Origin of the sequence: Hydrogenophaga sp. (genome assembly GCF_018780385.1) — a bacterium.
In the GTDB taxonomy this organism is placed as follows: domain Bacteria; phylum Pseudomonadota; class Gammaproteobacteria; order Burkholderiales; family Burkholderiaceae_C; genus Hydrogenophaga.
This window is the reverse complement of sequence record NZ_JADMJO010000051.1, coordinates 22,031-41,641: the sequence shown is the minus strand read 5'-3', so window position 1 is coordinate 41,641 and position 19,611 is coordinate 22,031. Positions and strand designations below refer to the sequence as shown.

Here is a 19,611-nt window from a genome sequence, read left to right as displayed (position 1 = left end):
GACATCGTGATCGTGGTGGGCAGCCCCACCAGCTCCAACAGCAACCGCCTGCGCGAAGTCGCGCTCAAGCTCGGCACGGTCAGCCACATGGTCGACAACGCCGATGAGCTGCGCGCCGAGTGGTTCGAAGGCAAGAGCCGCGTGGGTCTCACCGCCGGCGCATCTGCGCCCGAGATTCTGGTACGCCAGGTGATCGAGCGCATCAAGGCACTGGGCGCCCTCTCCGTGCGCACCATGGACGGCCTGACCGAGACCATCAAGTTCCCGCTGCCCAAAGGCCTGAAGATGGACGGCGAAGACGCCGCGCCGCTGCAGCACCTGCGCTGAGCCGCCGGGGCACCCAGGGTGCCTTCTGCCCAAACCTACAATCGCCGCATGCTAGACATCGTTCAACTGAGAAAAGACCTCCCCGGGGTCGTGGCGCGGCTTGAAACGCGCAAGAGCCCACAGCCGTTTCTGGATGTGGCCGCCTACCAGGCCCTGGAGACGGAGCGCAAGACGCTGCAGACCCGCACCGAAGAGCTGCAAAGCCAGCGCAACACGCTCTCCAAACAGATCGGCCAGCTCAAGGCCAAGGGCGAAAGCGCCGACGCCGTGATGGCGCAGGTGGGCGCACTCAAGACCGAACTGGATGCCTCCGCCACGCGACTTGAGGTGATTCAAACCGAACTGCATAACCTGCTGCAGGCCGTGCCCAACTTGCCCCATGAAAGTGTGCCGGTGGGCAGCGACGAGCACGGCAACGTGGAGCTGCGCCGCTGGGGAACGCCGCGAGTGTTCGACTTCCCGGTGCGCGACCACGTGGATGTGGGCGAAAGGCTCGGACTCGATTTTGAAACCGGCACCAAGCTCGCCGGCTCGCGCTTCACCTTCATGCGCGGCCCGCTCGCGCGCCTGCACCGCGCACTCAGCGCCTTCATGCTCGACGTGCAGACTCAGGAGCACGGCTACACCGAGTGCTACACGCCCTACATCGTGAATGCCGACACCCTGCGCGGCACCGGTCAGCTACCCAAGTTCGAAGCCGACCTGTTCGCGGTGAAAAAGGGCGGCCAGGAAGGCGAGGCCGCGCCCGACACGCAGGCGCTCTACCTGATTCCCACCAGCGAAGTAACGCTGACCAACACCGTGCGCGACACCGTGGTGGCCGAGACCGAACTGCCGATCAAGCTGACGGCGCACACACCGTGCTTCCGGTCGGAGGCCGGCAGCGCCGGGCGTGACACGCGCGGCATGATCCGTCAGCACCAGTTCGACAAGGTGGAGATGGTGCAGATCGTGCACCCCGACAAAAGCTACGAAGCCCTGGAGGCCATGACCGGCCACGCCGAAGCCGTGCTGCAGAAGCTGGGCCTGCCGTATCGCGTGCTCGCGCTGTGCACCGGCGACATGGGCTTTGGCGCCACCCGCACGCACGACCTGGAAGTGTGGGTGCCCGCGCAGGGCACCTACCGCGAGATCAGCTCGGTCTCCAACTGCGAGGCCTTCCAGGCGCGGCGCCTGCAGGCTCGCTTCAAGAATGCGCAGGGCAAGAACGAACTCGTGCACACCCTCAACGGCTCGGGCCTGGCGGTGGGCCGTGCGCTGGTGGCGGTGCTGGAGAATTTCCAGAACGCCGATGGCAGCGTGACCGTACCCGAGGTGCTGCGCCCGTACATGGGCGGGCTGGAGCGTTTGAATCCGTCGTGAAGCCGGCTTGAACAAGGCAGGTTTCGCCCACAAAAAAGCCACCGGGTCCGGTGGCTTTTTCACGTCTGGCGGAGAGGGTGGGATTCGAACCCACGGTACCTTGCGGTACGCCTGATTTCGAGTCAGGTACATTCGACCACTCTGCCACCTCTCCGGTGTCGGTCTTCATCGCGAACCGGCGAGTATAGCAGGCGCAAAACGACGGGATGTCTGCGCGCCAGTTGCCCGAGGTGGGTGAGACAATGCGCCACTGCCGCATTCCACCCACCCATGCTCGTCGACACCCAACCCGCGACTTACCAACACGTGCCGGCATCGCCGGAAGTGCGTGACCATTGGGTGAATTCGCAACTCATCGGCGTGTTGATGGACAACATGGGCCCATCGTTGCTGGCAGCCACGCTCTCGCTGCCGCTGCTCGTCTACATGATGGCGGGAGACGTCAACACCGTCGGCCTTCTGATCTGGACCGCGCTGATGCTGGCGATGCTGGTCTACCGCTACCGCCTGATCGGCATCTACCGTTTGCGCCACGACAGCTTGGAAGGACCGCAGCGCATCACCTTCATCAACCGCTACCACTGGAGTTGGGCCGCTGTGGCCCTGCTGTGGGGCGGGCCGGTGCTGCTGAGTTACCAACAGGCACCCATCGCCACCCAGTTCGTTTGCGCGCTGGTGGTGCTGGGTCAGGGGCTTCTCACGCTCACGTCCTTCAGCGCCTACCTGCCGGTCTACCGCACTTATGCCAACGCACTCATGCTCTCGGTGCTCTTGAGTCTGGTCGTCGTCATGGTGCTGTTGCCCCAGCCGGCCGGGGCAATGCAGACCGGACTGGTCCTCATGGCTCTCCTGGTGGCGTTCTGGGGTTTGCTGTTCATGACGGGAACACGCATGCACGAGGTGCACCGGGCCAGTTTTGAGTTGCAGTTCTCCAACCAGGAGCTGATCGACTCGCTCACACTGCAGACACGCGCCTCGTTGCGTGCGGTGGCCACCAAAAACCGCTTTCTGGCTTCGGCTGCCCACGACTTGCGGCAGCCGGTGCACGCACTCAGCCTTTATGCCGACTGGCTGGCCACCGAGCCCGAAATGGCACGCGACATCGCGCCGCGCATTCTTCAGTCCACCCGCGCCATCAACGAGTTGTTTGATTCGCTGTTCGACCTGACACGCATCGATGCAGGCAACTACAAGGTGCGGTTGCAGCACGTGGACGTGGAGAAACTGTTCGCTGATCTGTCGTTGCAGTTCGAGCCGGTGGCGGTGGGCAAGTCTCTGCGGCTGCGTTCCCACACGCGGCCCACCACGCTGTGGTCGGATCCCGTGGTGCTGCGTCGCATTCTGGGCAATCTGGTGTCCAACGCGCTGCGGCACACCCACCAAGGTGGCGTGTTGCTGGCGTTGCGTCAGCGCGAGGACATGCTGGTGTTCGAAGTCTGGGACACAGGCGTGGGCATTGCCCGCGAGCACCAGCAAGCGATCTTTCAGGAGTTCTTTCGTGTGTCCCAGCACCAAGGCACCGAGGACAGTCTGGGCCTGGGTTTGACGATCGTGTCCAAGCTCGCGTCGCTGATGGGCTACCAGCTGGCCCTGACGTCGGAGGCAAACCGGGGCAGTGTCTTCAGGGTGATGCTGCCGGCCTTTACCCAGCAGGAAGCCACCGGGATGCCTGAACCCACGGTGGTGCGCAGCGCGGCCTGATCACGGGCGCGCTGCGCCGCCGCTGGATCAGAGGTCCAGCAAACCAGCGGTGCGAGCGAGGTGGCTGGCCTGCGAGCGGCTCTTGACGTTGAGGCGGCGGAACAGGCGCCACAGGTGCACCTTGACGGTGTGCTCACTGATCTGCAGTTGTTCGGCAATGTCGCGGTTGCTCAGGCCACGGTCCAGCATGACCAGCAGCTGTTTCTGGCGTTTGGAGAGCTTGTCCGGAATGGTGGGGGCGTTTTCGTCTTCCACTTCTTCGGTCAGGAATTCGCGCAGCACCTTCGCGATCTGTGCGGCTCCGGCCGACTTTTCCACATAGGCGTCGGCGCCGGCTTCGCGGGCCAGGTCTTCGTAGTCGGATGAGGGTGATGCCGACAGCACAATCAGCGATGTATCGGGCAACATCTGGCGGACTTCGCGCACACCGGACACGCCGTTGGTGTCGGGCAGTTTGAGGTCGAGGCAAACCAGCTCTGGCTCACCATGTTCGGCGATGGCCTTGCTCACGGACGCCAGCCGCTCGAGTTCAATCACCTGGGTCGAGGCCCGAAGGCGGCGAAGCAGCATGACGACGGCTTCACGCATGAGCGGGTGGTCGTCAATAACAAAAATACTCATATCGGGCTGTGCTGGTAGTAATGGTTTCAACCGAAGAGCATATCGGCAACTTTAACCTTTGGCGATAGACGCCTCCGGCGAAATCAGTCCTGAGATGGGACTTGTTGCACGATATGCGTCGCGCGGCGTGGGCTTCCATCGAATACCCCACATGGTACGCGCATGGGAGGCGGGATGTTACCCAAAAGAAAACACCCTTCGCTGAGGCTTTCTGCGGGGGCATGGCTGTGTCGGGGTCACGCGGGTTCAGTCGGTCTGCTCGCCGAAGGACTGCAGGGCAGCCGACACGGACGCAGGGTCGCCACGGGACGCCAGCTGGCCCGACAGGGCTTCCAGCGCCACGTTGCCTTCGCGCTGCAGGCGCAGCATGGCTTGAGCCGCATCGCGGGGAGCGGCGAAACCGGTGCTTTGCAGCAGAAGCGCGCCCTGGGCGTCGAGCAGCTTGAAATAGAACAGGCCGTCCTGTTCCCGGTATTGCTTGAAACTGGGGGTGGCACTCTTGCTGCCCTTGCTGACCACGGGAGCCGCCGCCACCTGAAGCGGACGCAAGCCGACGGCATGGCGCAGTTTTGATGTGAATGGGGTGGCGATGGCGCGTGCTTTTTCAGCGCCTGCTTTCAAGGTCTTTTCAATCCGCACGGGCTCGTGGATCAATTCGTCGTAGACCAAGCGGAGCGGTGCAATTTCCTGGTCCAGGCGTTCGAACAGGACCTGCTTGGCCTCGCCCCAGGCAATGCCGTCTGCGTAGGCCTTCGCCAGTGCTGCGGTTTCATCGGCCGAGGCAAAGGCCTGGTACAGCTGGAACAGCGCCGAGCCATCGGTGGACTTGGGCTCGCCGGGTGAGCGCGAGTCGGTCACGATGCCCATGATGAGTTTCTTCAACTGCTCGCGCGGCGCAAATAGCGGGATGGTGTTGTCGTAGCTCTTGCTCATCTTGCGGCCGTCAAGCCCGGGCAGGGTGGCCACGTTTTCTTCGATGGCGGCCTCGGGCAGCGTGAAGTGCTCGCCGTAGAGGTGGTTGAAGCTGGCCGCGATGTCGCGCGCCATCTCGATGTGCTGGATCTGGTCACGCCCCACCGGCACCTGGTGCGCGTTGAACATGAGGATGTCGGCCGCCATCAGCACCGGGTACATGAAGAGACCGGCGGTGACGCCAGCGTCCGGGTCCACGTTGGCCGCGGTGTTCTTGTCGACCGAGGCCTTGTAGGCGTGCGCGCGATTGAGCACGCCCTTGCCGGTCACACAGGTCAGGAACCAGGTGAGCTCGGGAATCTCGGGGATGTCGGACTGGCGGTAGAAGGTGACCTTGTCGGGATCGAGCCCGCAGGCCAGCCAGGTGGCGGCAATTTCCAGCGTGGAGCGCTGCACGCGCGCGGGCTCGCCCACCTTGATGAGCGCGTGGTAGTCGGCCAGGAAGTAGAAGCTCTCGACCTCGGCCAGGCGGCTGGCGCGCACCGTGGGGCGGATGGCGCCCACGTAGTTGCCCAGATGGGGCGTGCCCGAGGTGGTGATGCCGGTGAGGACGCGTTGGGTTTTCATGGGCGGAGCAAGTCGCGTTTACAGGATCAGCATGCGAAGGGGTGTGAGCAGCACCTCGATGGCGTTGCTGGTGAGCAGCATCAGGGGGCGCAACCAGAGATTGCCCACCACACCGCTGATGACCAAGGCCATGACGATGAAGAAGCCCCAGGGCTCGACGCGTGAGACCAGTTCGGCCTGGCGCATGGGCAACAGACCCACCAGAATGCGCCCCCCGTCCAGCGGGGGGAGGGGGAAGAGGTTGAAAGCGAACATGACCAGGTTCACCAGCACGCCCGCGCGGCACATCTGCAGGAAGAACTGTTCCTGTACGCCCAGCGCGGCCAGCACATAGAGCAGCACGGTCCAGGCGATCGCCTGGAACAGGTTGGCTCCGGGCCCTGCCAGGGCAACCCACACCATGTCGCGCTTGGGGTTGCGCAGGCGCCCGAAGTTGACCGGCACCGGTTTGGCATAGCCAAACAGGAAGGCCCCTGCGGTGGCGAAGTACAGGATCAGCGGCATGGCGATGGTGCCGACCGGATCGATGTGCTTGACCGGGTTGAGCGTGATGCGTCCCATGAGTTCGGCGGTGCGGTCGCCGAAGTGCCGGGCCGCGTAACCATGCGCTGCCTCGTGCAGCGTGATGGCGAACAGCACCGGAATGGCGTAGAGGGCGACGGTTTGAACGATCTGGGCGAAATCCATGGAGGGTGCGCTGTGGGCAAATGGGTATTGTCCCAGACTGGGCGATGGCCCCGGCGTGGCGGCTCAGAGCCCGAGCGGACCGAGGGCGCCCTGGCCTGCGCGGATCACTTCGGGATCCCCGCCGCTGCCCATCGGCGTGAGGTCGATCACCGTGGTGGGTTCCAACGCACAGGCGCCGGCGTCGATCACTCCGGCCAGCTCGTGCTGCAGACGTTCGCGGATCTCCTGGGCATCGTTCAGTGGGGCGATCTGGCCGGGCAGGATGAGCGTGGTGGAGAGCAACGGCGCACCATGCAGGCCCAGCAGCTCCAGCAGCGTCTTGTGCTCAGGCACGCGCAGGCCGATGGTCTTGCGCGAGGGATGGCTCAGGCGCCGCGGCACCTCCTTGCTGGCCTCCAGGATGAAGGTGTAGGGGCCCGGTGTTGCGAGTTTGAGCAACCGGTACTGGCGGTTGTCGACCCGAGCGTAGCTGGCAAGTTCACTCAGGTCGCGGCAGATCAGCGTGAGGTGGTGCTTGTCGTCCACCTGGCGGATGCGGCGAAGGCGGTCGGCGGCGGTCTTGTCGTCGAGGTGGCAGACCAGCGCGTAGCTCGAATCGGTGGGCACGGCCAGCACGCCGCCCCGCTCCAGCAACTGCACTGCCTGCTTGAGCAGTCGTGGTTGGGGATTCTCGGGATGGACTTCGAAAAACTGGGACATGGCGCGATTGTGATCCCGCTCAAGCCTCGGGTTGGTCCACCGGCAGGCGTCGGTCGCGCGCGGTGAGCCAGCTGGCGGTGGCGCCGCACAGCACGATCATCGCGATGCCGATGAGCTCCAGCCGACCCGGCACATGGCCGAACACGACCCAGCCACAGAACATGGCGAAGCCGATCTGGCCATAGAGGTAGGGCGTGAGCGTGGACGCCTGCGTGCGTTTGAACGCCAGGATCAGCAGGAAATGGCCGACGGTGCCCATCAAGCCGATGAGGCACAGCAGCGCGAAGGTGCTCACATCAGGAATGGCCTTCCACACGAACGGCAGCGCCAGGCTGGCCACGAGTGCACCAACCCAACCGGTGTAGAAGTGCATGGTCATGGGGTCTTCGGTGCGCGCCATCTTGCTGGTCAGAATCTGAAACCAGGCGTAGGTGAACACCATCACCAGTGGCAGCAAGCTGGCCCAGCCGATCACCTCACCACCGGGTTGCACCACCAGCAGCGCGCCGGCGAAGCCGCCGCACACCAGCACCCAGCGCAGCGGCGACACGCGCTCGCGCAGGAACAGCGCGGCCAGCAGCGTGACCACCAGGGGCGTGATCATGACGATGGCGGTGAATTCGCCCACCGGCATGTACTGCAGTGCCACGAAAGAAATCGCGCTCACGGCCAGCAGCAAGGCACCGCGCAACACCTGGAAGCGGGGGTGCGCGGTTTGCAGCAGGCTGCGCCCGCGCAGCGGCAGCATGACCGCCGTGACCAGCACGGCGTGGAACGCGTAGCGGAACCACACGGCCATCAACACCGGCACGAAAGCGCCGACGTACTTCACGGTGGTGTCCAGCACGGCAAAGAACGCTGTGGCCAGGACCAGGAAGCCAATGCCCAGCGCGGCCTGCGCGGGCGGGTAGCGCGTCGGCTCCACCATCACTGCAGGATGCGCGACTGCAGCAGCTCCCACACCGGCGTGACGCTGCCGGGCAGGTCGGGCAGTTTGCCCAGGTCCATGTGGCTCTCTTCGGGGCTGTGGAAATCGCTGCCGCGCGATGCGGCGAGGCCGAATTCCTGACAGTAGCCCGCGTATTTCGCGTAGTCGGACTGGTTGTGCGCACCGGTCATCACCTCCACCGCCTGACCGCCGTGGTTCTTGAATTCGGTGAACAGCGCGAACTCTTCATTGGGCGTGAGCTTGTAGCGGCCCGGGTGGGCGATCACGGCCACGCCGCCGGACTGCGTGATCCAGCCCACCGCATCGGCCAGCTTGGCCCAGCGGTGTGGCACGAATCCGGGTTTGCCTTCGGTGATGTATTTGCGGAAGACGTCGTTGGTGTCCTTGCTCACGCCGATTTCCACCAGATAGCGCGCGAAGTGCGAGCGAGAGATGAGCTCGGGGTTGCCCACGTACTTCAAGGCGCCTTCATAGACACCTTTGATGCCCACACGGGCGAGGTCGTCGCTCATGTCGCGTGCGCGCTGTTCGCGCCCGCCGCGCGTGGCCCGCAGGCCGGCCAAGAGCGCGGGATGCGTGTGGTCCATGCCCAGGCCGACGATGTGCACCGTGATGCCCAGGAAGGTCACCGAGATCTCGACGCCTGTGAGGTAACTCATGCCCACCTCACGCGCAGCCGCCATGGCGCGATCCTGTCCACCGAGTTCGTCGTGGTCGGTCAGGGCCCACAGTTCCACGCCGTTGGCCTGGGCGCGCTGCGCCAGCGCCTCGGGCGTGAGGGTGCCGTCAGAGACGACGGAGTGGCAGTGCAGGTCGGCGTTGGTCAATGTGTTCACCGGGTCATTTTAGGTTTTACCCATTCACCCTGTGTTTCGCAGGCCGGCCGCAATGCCGTTGATCGAAATGTGGATGCCGCGGCGCACACGTTCGTTGCGATCTGCGTCGTTTTCCCCCGCGCGGTAGCGCCGCACAAGTTCCACCTGCAGGTGGTGCAGCGGGTCGATGTAGGGGAAGCGGTGGCGCATGGAGCGCTGCAGCGCGGCGTTGTTCACCAGGCGCTGCTTTTCACCGGTGATGAGCGCCAGTGCGTCGGCCGTGCGGTGCCACTCGGCCTCAATGGCCTTGAACACGTGGTTGCGCAGGCGCTTGTCGGGCACCAGCTCCGAGTAGAGGGAGGCGAGCGCCAGATCGCTCTTGGCCAGCACCATGTCCATGTTGGAGAGCAGGGTGCTGAAGAAGGGCCACTGCTTCACCATTTTCTGCAACAGCGCCTTTTGTGCGGCCACGCCTTTGGGACCGTCGCGGTGCAGAAAGGTGTGCACCGCCGAACCAAACCCGTACCAGCCCGGCAGGGTGAGTCGGCACTGGCCCCAGCTGAAGCCCCAGGGGATGGCTCGCAGGTCTTCGATCTTCTGAGTGGCTTTGCGCGAGGCCGGGCGCGAGCCGATGTTGAGCTCGGCGATCTCGCGGATCGGTGTGGAGGCGAAGAAGTACTCGGCAAAGCGCGGGGTGTCGTAGACCAGTGCGCGGTAGGCGGCCATGCTCTGGCGCGAAAGCTCGTCGGCCGCGGTCAGGAAGGCCGCTGGCGCGTTGCGCGTGGGTTTGAGCAGTGTGGCCTCCAGCGTGGCGGCCACCAGGGTTTCGAGGTTGCGCCGGCCGATCTCGGGGTTGGCGTACTTGGAGCCAATCACCTCGCCTTGCTCGGTCAGACGGATCTGGCCACGCACCGTGCCCGGCGGCTGCGCCAGGATGGCCTGAAAACTCGGGCCACCGCCCCTGCCCACTGTTCCTCCCCTGCCATGGAACATCCGCAGCTGGATCGTTTTTCCCCGACCTTGATTGAGGGCGTCGAACAACTCGACCAGTGCGATCTCGGCCCGATACAACTCCCAGTTGCTGGTGAAGATGCCGCCGTCCTTGTTGCTGTCGGAGTAGCCGAGCATGATGTCCTGCTCGCAGTAGCCATCGGCTGCGCCCCGTTCGACCATGGCGCGCACACCGGGCAGAGCCAGGTACTCGCGCATGATGGGGGCGGCGTTGCGCAGGTCTTCGATCGTTTCGAACAGCGGCACCACGATCAGGTCGCACAGGGCGTCTTCATTCAGCGTGCCGCGCATCAGCCCGGCCTCTTTCTGCAGCAGCAACACCTCGAGCAGGTCGCTCACGGTCTCGGTGTGGCTGATGATGGCGTGGCGGATGGCCTGCGCGCCGAAACGCTCGCGCCCACTGCTGGCGGTGTCGAAGATCGCCAGCTCGCCCAGCGTGTGGGCCGAGTACGTGACACCGGGCACGCGCAAGGGTCGCGCGTCGTTGAGCTGGCGCAGCAACACGGCTCGCTTGCCGGCTTCATCGAGCTGCGAATACTGCGGTTCGATGCGCGCCGCAGCCAGGAGTTCGGCCACCACCTCCTCGTGCTTGTCGGAGCTTTGCCGCAGGTCGACCGTGGCCAGGTGAAAACCGAACACTTGCACCGCGCGCATCAGCGGCTGCAGGCGCGCGCGCGCCAGTGCGGCGCCGTGGTGTGATTTGAGCGAGGCCTGGATCGTGCGCAAGTCGCCCAGCAGCTCGGCGGCGCTGGTGTAGGCGTCTTGAGGCGCGATGGCGTGGCGTGCCGCCTCGCCGCCGGTGAGGTGGTGGAGCGTGGCCGCCAGACGCGCGTACATGCCGGTGAGCGCGCGGCGGTAGGGCTCGTCCTGGCGGTGGGCGTTGGTGTCGGGCGAGCGCTCGGCCAGCGCCTGCATGGCCGGGCTCACGCTGGTGAGCATGGCCGACACCGAGAGCTCCGCGCCCAGGTGGTGCAACTGCGTGAGGTGGTGGCGCAGCACCATGTCGGCCTGGCTGTGCAGTGCCAGTTCGAGTGTCTGCGCGGTCACGTTGGGGTTGCCGTCGCGGTCGCCACCGATCCACTGGCCCATGCGCAGGAAGGGCGCAATCACGGCGTTCTCGCCACTGTCGCCCAGGCCTTCCTCGAGTTCGCGGTACAGGCGCGGGATCTGCGTGAGGAAGGTGGCTTCGTAGTAGCTCAGCGCGTTCTCGATCTCGTCGGCCACGGTGAGCTTGGTGAAGCGCAGCAGGCGTGTTTGCCAGAGCTGGGTGACGCGTGCGCGGATCTGCGCCTCGATGTCGTCGCGCTCGCGCGGCAGGCGCTCCTGTTCGTCGCGTTCGCCGAGCAACCGTGCGATGGCGCGCTCGGCGTCCAGGATGCTCTTGCGCTGTACCTCGGTGGGGTGGGCCGTGAGCACGGGTGAGATGTGGCTGAGCGCCAGCGTGTCGACGATCGCGCCCGGTGCGATGCCGGCCTTGTGCAGGCGCTGCAGCGTGCGCGCCAGGCTGCCTTCCTGCAGCTCACCAGCGCGCTCGTGCACGGCGCGGCGGCGGATGTGGTGGCGGTCCTCGGCCAGGTTGGCCAGGTGGCTGAAGTAGGTGAAGGCGCGGATCACGCTCACCGTCTGGTCACCGCTCAGGCCCTTGAGCAGCTTCTTGAGCGCTTTGTCGGCTGACTGATCGGCGTGGCGACGAAACGCCACCGAGAGCTGGCGGATCTGCTCGATCAGCGCAAAGGCCGCCAGGCCTTCCTGTTCGCGGATCACGTCGCCCAGGATGCGGCCGAGCAGGCGGATGTCGTCGATGAGGGGCTGGTCCTTGTCGGCGCGGCTGGAAGGGCGGGTGCGGGTTTGCGCGATCGTTCGGCTCATGGTGTTGGGAGATGAGAGGCCTGCCGACAGGGCCGGGTGATCTGGAGAAAACCCGGTCGAAGGGCCATGCTAGCATTCAAAAACACCCTGCCCGGTTACGAACCGGGTACCAAATTTCGCGCGTTGCGCCGCCCCCAGATCCTCCCTTCCGTCCATGCCCACTTCCACCCCTCTGGCCATCACCATCGCCACCCGCGAGAGCCGCCTGGCGTTGTGGCAGGCCGAACACGTCAAGGCCTTGCTGGAAGGCCTGGGCCACCGGGTGACGCTGCTGGGCATGACCACGCTGGGCGACCAGATCCTGGACCGCAGCCTGTCCAAGGTCGGCGGCAAAGGCCTGTTCGTCAAGGAACTGGAAGTGGCGCTGGAAGAGGGCCGCGCCGACATCGCGGTGCATTCGCTCAAGGACGTGCCGATGCAGCTGCCCGAAGGCTTTGCGCTGGCCTGCGTGATGGAGCGCGAAGACCCGCGCGATGCCTGGGTGTCGCCGCAATGTGCATCACTGGCCGAGCTGCCGGCAAACGCGGTGGTGGGCACCTCCAGCCTGCGCCGCCTGGTGTTGTTGCGCGAATCCCTGGACCGGCTGGGTCGCACCGACGTGCGCATTGAACCGCTGCGCGGCAACCTCGATACGCGCCTGCGCAAGCTCGACGAAGGCCAGTACCACGCCATCGTGCTGGCCGCGGCCGGCCTCAAGCGGCTGGGCCTGGGTCAGCGCATCCGCCACATCTTCGAGCCTGTCGAATCCTTGCCTGCGGCCGGCCAGGGGGCCCTGGGCATCGAGGTGCGATCGGATCGGCAAGACCTGATCGACGCGCTGGCGCCGCTGGCGCACACCGCCAGCTGGCAGCGCGTCGCGGCCGAGCGCACCGTCTCGCGTGCCATGGGTGGCAGCTGCTCCATGCCCTTGGCGGCCTACGCCGACTGGCAGGCAGACGGCACACTGAAGCTTGACGCCGCCTGGGGCGATCCGCGGGGCCAGCAGGCGGTGGTGCGGGTGAGCGGGCAGGCACGTGTGCACACGCTCGCCGAGGCCGAGGCGCTGGGTCAGCGCGTGGCCGCCGACCTGCGTGCGGCCGGCGCCACGCCGCCGCCGGTGGAGGTCTGAGACCTTGAGTGCGCCCACCGTCCAGCGGCCCGCACCCGGCCGGCTGGCGCGGCTGATCGTCACCCGTCCCGCGGGTGAAGCCGCCCACTGGGTGCAAGCGCTGCGCGCCCAAGGCTGGCCAGCGCAGGCACTGCCCTTGATCGACATTGGCGAGCCGTCGACCAGCGAGGCCAGGGCTGCCTTGCAGGTCTGGCGCGCGAAATGGTCACACGTTGATGCGCTGCTGTTCGTGAGCGGCGCGGCCGTGAGCCATTTTTTTGCCGAGGGTTCGGTTGCACGTCCGCTGGCGCCGTTCAACACACGCTTCTGGGCACCGGGGCCGGGCACGGCGCGCCTGCTAGCGCAGGCGCTCGGCGCCCTGGGCATTGCGCCCGAACGCATCGACTCGCCGCCAGCCGACGCCGCGCAATTCGATTCCGAGCACCTGTGGCCCGTGGTCGCCTCGCAGGTGGTGGCTGGAAGCCGGATCCTGATCGTGCGGGGCTCGTCCATGGAAGCACCTGCGGCTGAAGGCCCTGTGCCAGGACATGGGCGCGACTGGTTGATTCGCCAATGCGAGGCCCTGGGTGCGCGGGTGGAAGGCTGTGTGGCCTACGAACGGCGCCCGCCGGTGTTCGACGACGCCGATCGCGCGCTCATGGCGCAGGCCACCCTGGCTGACAGTGTGTGGCTGTTCAGCAGTTCCGAGGCGCTGGCTGCGCTGCGCGTGGCACAACCGTCGGCCAGCTGGAGCGCGGCCACCGCGCTGGTGACGCATCCGCGCATTGCCCAGGCTGCACGCGACACGGGCTTCGGGCGTGTGATTGAATCACGTCCCAGCCTGCCCGATGTGTTGCGCGCCCTAGAATCAGAGTGCACTGCACCATGAGCTCCAACCAACCCGTTCACCCCTCCACCGACACCGCGGCGCCCGCCGTGGCGCCGAGCCACGCACCGCCGCTGTCTTCATCTCCGGCGTTGCGTCGCCCCGGCACGGGGCTGACGTGGCTGGCCGTGCTGCTGGCCGCGCTGGCACTCGTGCTGGCCGGCTTGCTGTGGCAAAAGCTCAGCCTCACCCAGCAGGAGCTGGCCCGCCGCGTGCAAGAGAGCGGCGAGCAGGCCGTGGAAGCCCGCACGATGGCCGCGCAGGCCGAGGCGCTGGCGCAGGAGTTGCAGGCGCGCCTGGCCGTGGCGGAGGTGCGCTTGTCCGAGGTGAGCCTGCAGCGCAGCCAGCTCGAAGAACTCATGCTGGCGCTTTCACGCTCGCGCGACGACAACCTCGTGCAGGACCTGGAGTCGGCAGTGAAGCTGGCGCAGCAGCAGGCCCAGCTCACCGGCAGTGCCCAGCCGATCGTCTCCGCGCTCCAGGCCGCCGACCAGCGCATTGCCCGAGCCGCCCAGCCACGGCTGAACCCTGTGCAGCGCGCCATTGCACGCGACATCGAACGCATCCAGGCCGCTCCATTGGCCGACATTCCCGCCCTGGCCTTGCGGCTGGACGAGTTGGCTCGGCAGGTGGACGACTGGCCCGTGCTCAATCAGGTCGGCTTGCGGAAGGCGGCGCCAGCCGCCCGCAAGACGGTAGCGGAGCCGGTGCCAGCGTCTGCAAAGAACCCTGCTTCGCCGCCCGCTGCCAGCGCGGCACCAACTGCTCCTGAAGCCCGCAAGCCCGTTCTGGAGAGCGAGCCGGTTGCCGAGCCCGGCGGGTTCAGCCAGGGCTGGGCACGTGTGTCCGGCTGGTGGAGCGCCCTGTGGGAGCGCACCTGGGCCGAGGTCACGCGCAGTGGCCGCGAACTGGTCCGCGTGAGCCGCATCGACCGGCCTGAGGCCGCGCTGCTCGCGCCCGAGCAGGCGTTCTTCCTGCGCGAAAACATCAAGCTGAAGCTGCTCAACGCCCGCCTGGGGCTGCTGGCCCGGCACATGGCCGCCAGCCAGGCCGATGTGGTCGCGGTGGAGGCGTCCATCGCGCGCTACTTCGACACCAGCGCGCCCCGGGTGGCCAGCGCGCAAGCACTGCTGGGTCGCCTGCGCCGCGATCTGGTCGACAGCGAACTGCCGCGTCCGGATGCCACTCTGGCTGCGCTGGCCTCCGCTGCGGGAGGCCGCTGATGCGCCGCGGTCAGCGGGGCGCGATGCGCAACGTGTTCTGGTTGCTGGGGCTGGCCGCCGTGGCGGTGGCGCTGGCGCTGCTGGTGGGACACAACGCGAGCACGGTCACGCTGTTCTGGCCACCCTACCGGTTCGACGTCTCCTTCAACTTCGTCCTGTTCTGCCTGATCGCCGGCTTTGTGCTGCTGCACGCCGCGTTGCTGGCCATCGGTCTGGTTCGAGACCTGCCCCTTCGGGCTAAGCGATGGCGCAACCAGCAGGTCGAGCGCTCGGTGGTGGGCTCGGTCATGGACGCATTGGCGCACCAGCTGGCGGGGCGTTTCGTGCGGGCGCAGTCGGCTGCGCAGCACGCGCTCGATCAACTCAAGACCGTCTCGCCAGGCCAGTGGCCGCGGCGCGACCAATTGCAGGTGCTCGCGCACTTGCTGGTCGCCGAAAGCGCGCAGTCGTTGCAGAACCGCGAGCGGCGTGACGAAAACCTTCAGGCCGCGCTCGATCCCGCCCTGGCCAAGGGCGCGCCCGATGCGTCCGAGGGCGCGCTGTTGCGCGCGGTGCGCTGGGCGGTGGAAGACCGCGATGTGGAGGCTGCGCGCAGCCGTCTGGCCGAGTTGCCGCAAGGGGCCGGCCGGCGCATCCAGGCGCTGCGGCTCAAGCTGCGGGTGGCGCGCCTGGGAGGCGCCACCTCCGAAGCGCTGGAGACCGCGCGCCTGCTCGCCAAGCACAAGGCGTTTTCACCCGAAGCCTCGCGCAGCATCGTGCGCGGGTTGGTGCTCGACGCCTTGCGCGAAGCACACGACATGGCGCAGCTCGAGGCCGTGTGGAACGGTCTGGACGCCAGCGAGCGCGCCATGCCCGAACTGGCCCTGGCCGCCGCGCGGCGCGGTAACCAACTGGTGCTCCAGCGCAGCGACGCGGACGGTGATGAAGCCCACGCGGTGGCGGCTCGACTGCGCTCCTGGCTGGAGCCGTTGTGGCAGGGCTTCGATGCACTGACGCCTGCGCAGCAACGCCACCTGGTGACGGCTTTCGAGCCCGGCCTGCCGCAACTGGACAGCGCCTGGCTAGCTCGCCTGGAACTGCAACAGCGCCTGTCGCCGAACAACGCCTTTCTGCAGTACCTCGCCGGGCAGGCTTGCATGCAGCGTCAACTTTGGGGCAAGGCCAGTCAGCTGCTCACGCAGGCCAGTCACGGCTTGAATGACGCTGCACTGATGCGCCGCACCTGGCGCTCGCTGGCCTTGCTGGCCGAAGAGCGCGGCGACGAGACGGCGGCCCAGGCGGCCTGGAAGCAGGCCGCGTTGTTGGACTGAACGTTTGCTCACCAGTCAAAAGAAAAGCGCCCGAGGGCGCTTTTCTTTTGGGGTCCATACCTTCAGGCGCTGGCGCCTGAAGGTGGTGCCGATCAGCGTGTCTCGAAAGGCAGCTGCATGTCGCGCAGGTCCTTGCGGGTCTCGACCAGCACCAACGGGCCATCGTCCAGCACCACCGCGGGCTTGGGCTCGCGGGGCACGTGCACGGGCTTGGGCTCGGCCGCGATCGCGGCTTGCACCTGGGCCACCTTGTCAGCGTTGGAGTTGACCCACTCCAGACCGCTGGCCTGGGCGACCTGCTGCATCTCCTCCATGGGCAGCGAGAAGCCGGCCACCTTGGGCAGACCGCGGGCCGCGGGCGCTTCGGTCACCACAGGCTTCGGTGCCGGCACGCGAGGGACGGGTGCTGATGCTGGAGCGGCCACGGGGGCGGCCACCGGTGCCATCACAGGTGAGGCAATTGCAGGTGCCGGTGCGACTGGCTCAACCACCGGTGCTGCGATCGGCGCTGCAACGGGTGCAGGCGTGAACACGGGCGCTTCGTTCACCACAGGCGCTGGCGCAGCCTCCACCGGCAGGCTGAAGTAGCTGCGCGTGGGGGCTTCGTCCACCGGCTCGTGCGAAGGCACCAGCGTCGAGGCTGCGGCAAAGGCGACTTCGCTGGCGGGCATCTCGGTAACGGGTGCTGCCTGGTCTTCGCCGCCTTCAGGGGCTGCGTTGGGATCGCGTGGGCCGCGCTCGCGGCGGTCACGGCCATAACGGTCACGGCTGCGGCGCTCGCGCGGGGCGCGTGGTGCGCCATCGCCGCCGTCGACCATCTCGCCTTCGCGGGGCATCTCTGCGTTGTCGCCAGTTTCCTGCGTGACCGGTGCGGCATCACCTTGGACGATCGGGGCCTGGCCCTCGGCGCCTTCGGCGGGACGGCGGCGGTTCTCGCCACCGCGCCCACCACGACCGCGGCGCTGGTTGTCGCCGCTTTCGTTCGTTTCGCTCGAGGCGGTGACTGGTGTTCCGTTCACCAATTCAGCAGGCGCTGCGCCCTCAACCGGTGTGGCGTCGCGGCGGTTGTCGCGGCGACCCTCACCACGGCGACCCTCACCCCGGCCTTCTCCGCGTGGTTCACCGCGACCTTCACCGCGTGGTTCTCCCCGGCTCTCGCCGCGTGGTTCGCCACGCGCTTCGCTGCGGCCTTCGCCACGCGGCTCGCCGCGACCTTCGCCCCGGCGACCTTCACCGCGGCCTTCGGCACGTCCTTCCGGACGGCCTTCCGGGCGTCCCTCCACACGGCCTTCACCGCGCGGCTCGCCGCGGCCCTCGACCTGGCGGCCTTCGCGACCACCTTCGCGACTGCCACGGCCACCTTCGCGGCCACCGTCACGTTGTCCACGGCCTTCAGCACCGCCGCGTCCACCGCGGCTGCGGCCATCGCGGCCACCGTCACGACCACCTTCGCGCTGACCACGGCCATCGGCGCGCTCTTCGCGGGCACCGGGCTTGACGGCCGGGGCGGCCACCGCCGGCTTGGGTGCGGGGGTTGGTGCGTCACCACCAACGAACAGGCTCTTGAGCCAGCCGAAGAACCCCTTTTCGGCCGGAGCAGCCACGACGGGCGCGGCCACGGGGACCACAACAGCCTTGGCTGCCACGGGAGTGGCCACCGGTGCCACCACCTCGGGGCGCGGAGCCGCCACGGGTGCCGGACCGTCAGGCAGCACGCCCTTGATCACTGGTTCCTGTTTGTTGGTGCGTTCCTGGCTGCGGCGCGTGAAGCCAGTGGCTTCATCCGGCTCGTCGGCCAGCTTGTAGCTGGCGTCCAGGTTGTCCAGACGCGGGTCGTCGTGCTTCAAGCGCTCGAGCTTGTAGTTGGGCGTGTCCAGCGACTTGTTGGGCACCAGCAGCACATTGATGCGCTGCTTGAGTTCGATCTTGGTGATCTCGGTGCGCTTCTCGTTGAGCAGGAAGCTGGCGACTTCAACCGGCACCTGCACCAGCACGGCGGCCGTGCTGTCCTTGAGCGACTCTTCCTGGATGATGCGCAGGATCTGCAGCGCCGACGATTCGGTGTCGCGGATGTGGCCCGAGCCACCGCAGCGCGGGCAGGGGATGGACGAACCTTCGTTCAGCGCGGGCTTGAGGCGCTGGCGGCTCATCTCCAACAGGCCGAACTTGCTGATGGCGCCGAACTGCACGCGGGCGCGATCCTGGCGCAACGCGTCGCGCAGGCGGTTTTCCACGTCGCGGCGGTTCTTCGACTCGTCCATGTCGATGAAGTCGATCACGATCAGGCCACCCAGGTCGCGCAGGCGCGCCTGGCGGGCCACTTCGTCAGCGGCTTCGAGGTTGGTGCGGGTCGCGGTCTCTTCGATGTCACCGCCCTTGATGGAGCGGGCCGAGTTCACGTCCACGGCCACCAGCGCTTCGGTCTGGTCGATCACGATGGCGCCACCGCTGGGCAGCTGCACGGTGCGGCTGTAGGCGGTTTCGATCTGATGCTCGATCTGGAAGCGCGAGAACAGCGGTGCGTCGTCGCGGTAGCGCTTCACGCGGTGCCCGTGCTCGGGCATCACGTGGCTCATGAACTGGTGCGCCTGCTCAAAGATGTCGTCGGTGTCGATCAGGATCTCGCCGATGTCGCTGTTGAAGTAGTCGCGGATCGCGCGGATCACCAGGCTCGATTCCTGGTAGATCAGGTAGGCGCCTTTGCCGCCCTGCGCCGCGCCGTCGATCGCGTTCCACAGCTTGAGCAGGTAGTTCAGGTCCCACTGCAGCTCGGGCGCGTCGCGGCCGATGCCGGCGGTGCGCGCGATGATGCTCATGCCGTTGGGGTATTCGAGCTGGTCCAGCGCCTGCTTGAGTTCCTGACGGTCTTCGCCTTCGATGCGGCGGCTCACGCCACCGCCGCGCGGGTTGTTGGGCATCAGCACCACGTAGCGGCCGGCCAGGCTCACGAAGGTGGTGAGGGCCGCGCCCTTGTTGCCGCGTTCTTCCTTCTCGACCTGGACCAGCAGTTCCTGGCCTTCGCGGATCACGTCGTTGATGCGGGCCTGGTTGACCGGCACACCGGCGGCGAAATACTGGCGCGAGATTTCCTTGAACGGCAGGAAGCCGTGGCGTTCCTCACCGTAGTCGACGAAGCAGGCTTCCAGCGAGGGCTCGACGCGGGTGACGACGGCCTTGTAGATGTTGCCCTTGCGCTGTTCGCGCCCTTCGATTTCGATTTCGTAGTCGAGCAGTTTCTGCCCGTCCACAATGGCCAGCCGGCGCTCTTCGGCCTGCGTGGCGTTGATCAGCATGCGTTTCATGATGCGATTTCCTTCGTTCAAACACACAAGGACGCCCGGGTTCGAAAACCACAGGCGTCAACTCGCCGTGAACCAGCGGAAAAAGCGAACGGGGGAGGAATTGCCGGAGAGCCGTTGACCCGCAGTTCGGGGAAGGCGTTCAACACAGGCGGGCACCGAGGTGCCGCGTCGAACCGCCAGGTCAGGGCGTAGGCGCGTGGAGTTGGGTGAGCAGGGAAGGCTG

At 66.7% G+C, this 19,611-nt stretch carries 14 protein-coding genes, 1 tRNA gene and 1 pseudogene; 7 read left to right on the top strand and 9 right to left on the bottom strand.

All coding sequences use genetic code 11. The annotated features are described in order from the left end of the window. Positions 1 to 327, top strand: a pseudogene (gene ispH / locus IV113_RS16930) (4-hydroxy-3-methylbut-2-enyl diphosphate reductase); the annotation flags it as partial. 48 nt (positions 328 to 375) lie between these two features. After that, positions 376 to 1,689 carry a serine--tRNA ligase gene (serS, locus tag IV113_RS16925; RefSeq protein ID WP_291087246.1) on the top strand — a complete coding sequence of 438 codons (1,314 nt, stop codon included), beginning with the start codon at positions 376 to 378 and terminating at the stop codon, positions 1,687 to 1,689. Between the two features lie 66 nt (positions 1,690 to 1,755). On the opposite strand, the gene IV113_RS16920 is transcribed toward serS, so the two are convergent. Further along, a tRNA-Ser gene (locus tag IV113_RS16920) sits at positions 1,756 to 1,843 on the bottom strand. 116 nt (positions 1,844 to 1,959) lie between these two features. Between IV113_RS16920 and IV113_RS16915 the strand changes: the two genes are divergently transcribed. Beyond that, positions 1,960 to 3,390, top strand: a complete 1,431-nt coding sequence (locus IV113_RS16915; protein WP_291087245.1) for a HAMP domain-containing sensor histidine kinase — start codon at positions 1,960 to 1,962, stop codon at positions 3,388 to 3,390. A gap of 27 nt (positions 3,391 to 3,417) precedes the next feature. Here the strand turns inward: IV113_RS16915 and IV113_RS16910 are convergent, their stop codons facing one another. The 7 genes from IV113_RS16910 to ppc all read right to left on the bottom strand — a co-directional run bounded on the left by IV113_RS16910 (position 3,418) and on the right by ppc (position 11,580). Beyond that, positions 3,418 to 4,011, bottom strand: coding sequence for a response regulator transcription factor (locus IV113_RS16910; RefSeq protein WP_291087243.1), 594 nt, complete (start codon positions 4,009 to 4,011; stop codon positions 3,418 to 3,420). Positions 4,012 to 4,257: 246 nt separating this feature from the next. Then, on the bottom strand, positions 4,258 to 5,550 hold the full coding sequence (locus IV113_RS16905; protein WP_291087241.1) for a tryptophan--tRNA ligase: 1,293 nt from the start codon (positions 5,548 to 5,550) through the stop codon (positions 4,258 to 4,260). An 18-nt stretch (positions 5,551 to 5,568) separates the two neighbouring features. Further along, positions 5,569 to 6,237 (bottom strand): site-2 protease family protein, encoded by a 669-nt coding sequence (locus IV113_RS16900; protein WP_291087239.1) that lies wholly within the window; start codon positions 6,235 to 6,237, stop codon positions 5,569 to 5,571. 63 nt (positions 6,238 to 6,300) lie between these two features. After that, a complete protein-coding gene (locus tag IV113_RS16895; RefSeq protein WP_291087237.1) occupies positions 6,301 to 6,936 on the bottom strand; it encodes an L-threonylcarbamoyladenylate synthase in 636 nt (211 codons plus the stop codon). Positions 6,937 to 6,955: 19 nt separating this feature from the next. Further along, positions 6,956 to 7,864 (bottom strand): DMT family transporter, encoded by a 909-nt coding sequence (locus IV113_RS16890; RefSeq protein ID WP_291087236.1) that lies wholly within the window; start codon positions 7,862 to 7,864, stop codon positions 6,956 to 6,958. Then, positions 7,864 to 8,721: a 3',5'-nucleoside bisphosphate phosphatase gene (locus tag IV113_RS16885; protein WP_291087235.1), complete on the bottom strand. Its 858-nt coding sequence runs from the start codon at positions 8,719 to 8,721 to the stop codon at positions 7,864 to 7,866. The genes IV113_RS16890 and IV113_RS16885 overlap by 1 nt, the downstream gene beginning before the upstream one ends. 24 nt (positions 8,722 to 8,745) lie before the next feature. Further along, positions 8,746 to 11,580: a phosphoenolpyruvate carboxylase gene (gene ppc / locus IV113_RS16880; RefSeq protein ID WP_291087234.1), complete on the bottom strand. Its 2,835-nt coding sequence runs from the start codon at positions 11,578 to 11,580 to the stop codon at positions 8,746 to 8,748. A 154-nt stretch (positions 11,581 to 11,734) separates the two neighbouring features. Between ppc and hemC the strand changes: the two genes are divergently transcribed. Genes hemC through IV113_RS16860 form a run of 4 tightly spaced genes read left to right on the top strand, consistent with a single transcriptional unit; the run spans position 11,735 to position 16,086 of the window. Beyond that, positions 11,735 to 12,688, top strand: coding sequence for a hydroxymethylbilane synthase (hemC, locus tag IV113_RS16875; RefSeq protein WP_291087233.1), 954 nt, complete (start codon positions 11,735 to 11,737; stop codon positions 12,686 to 12,688). A 4-nt stretch (positions 12,689 to 12,692) separates the two neighbouring features. Then, positions 12,693 to 13,556 carry a uroporphyrinogen-III synthase gene (locus IV113_RS16870; RefSeq protein WP_291087231.1) on the top strand — a complete coding sequence of 288 codons (864 nt, stop codon included), beginning with the start codon at positions 12,693 to 12,695 and terminating at the stop codon, positions 13,554 to 13,556. Continuing rightward, positions 13,553 to 14,776 (top strand): uroporphyrinogen-III C-methyltransferase, encoded by a 1,224-nt coding sequence (locus IV113_RS16865; RefSeq protein WP_291087229.1) that lies wholly within the window; start codon positions 13,553 to 13,555, stop codon positions 14,774 to 14,776. Before IV113_RS16870 ends, IV113_RS16865 begins: the two co-directional genes overlap by 4 nt. Further along, positions 14,776 to 16,086: a heme biosynthesis HemY N-terminal domain-containing protein gene (locus IV113_RS16860; RefSeq protein WP_363318635.1), complete on the top strand. Its 1,311-nt coding sequence runs from the start codon at positions 14,776 to 14,778 to the stop codon at positions 16,084 to 16,086. Before IV113_RS16865 ends, IV113_RS16860 begins: the two co-directional genes overlap by 1 nt. Before the next feature lie 92 nt (positions 16,087 to 16,178). On the opposite strand, the gene IV113_RS16855 is transcribed toward IV113_RS16860, so the two are convergent. After that, positions 16,179 to 19,388 (bottom strand): Rne/Rng family ribonuclease, encoded by a 3,210-nt coding sequence (locus IV113_RS16855; RefSeq protein ID WP_291087227.1) that lies wholly within the window; start codon positions 19,386 to 19,388, stop codon positions 16,179 to 16,181. Between the last annotated feature and the right edge of the window lie 223 nt (positions 19,389 to 19,611).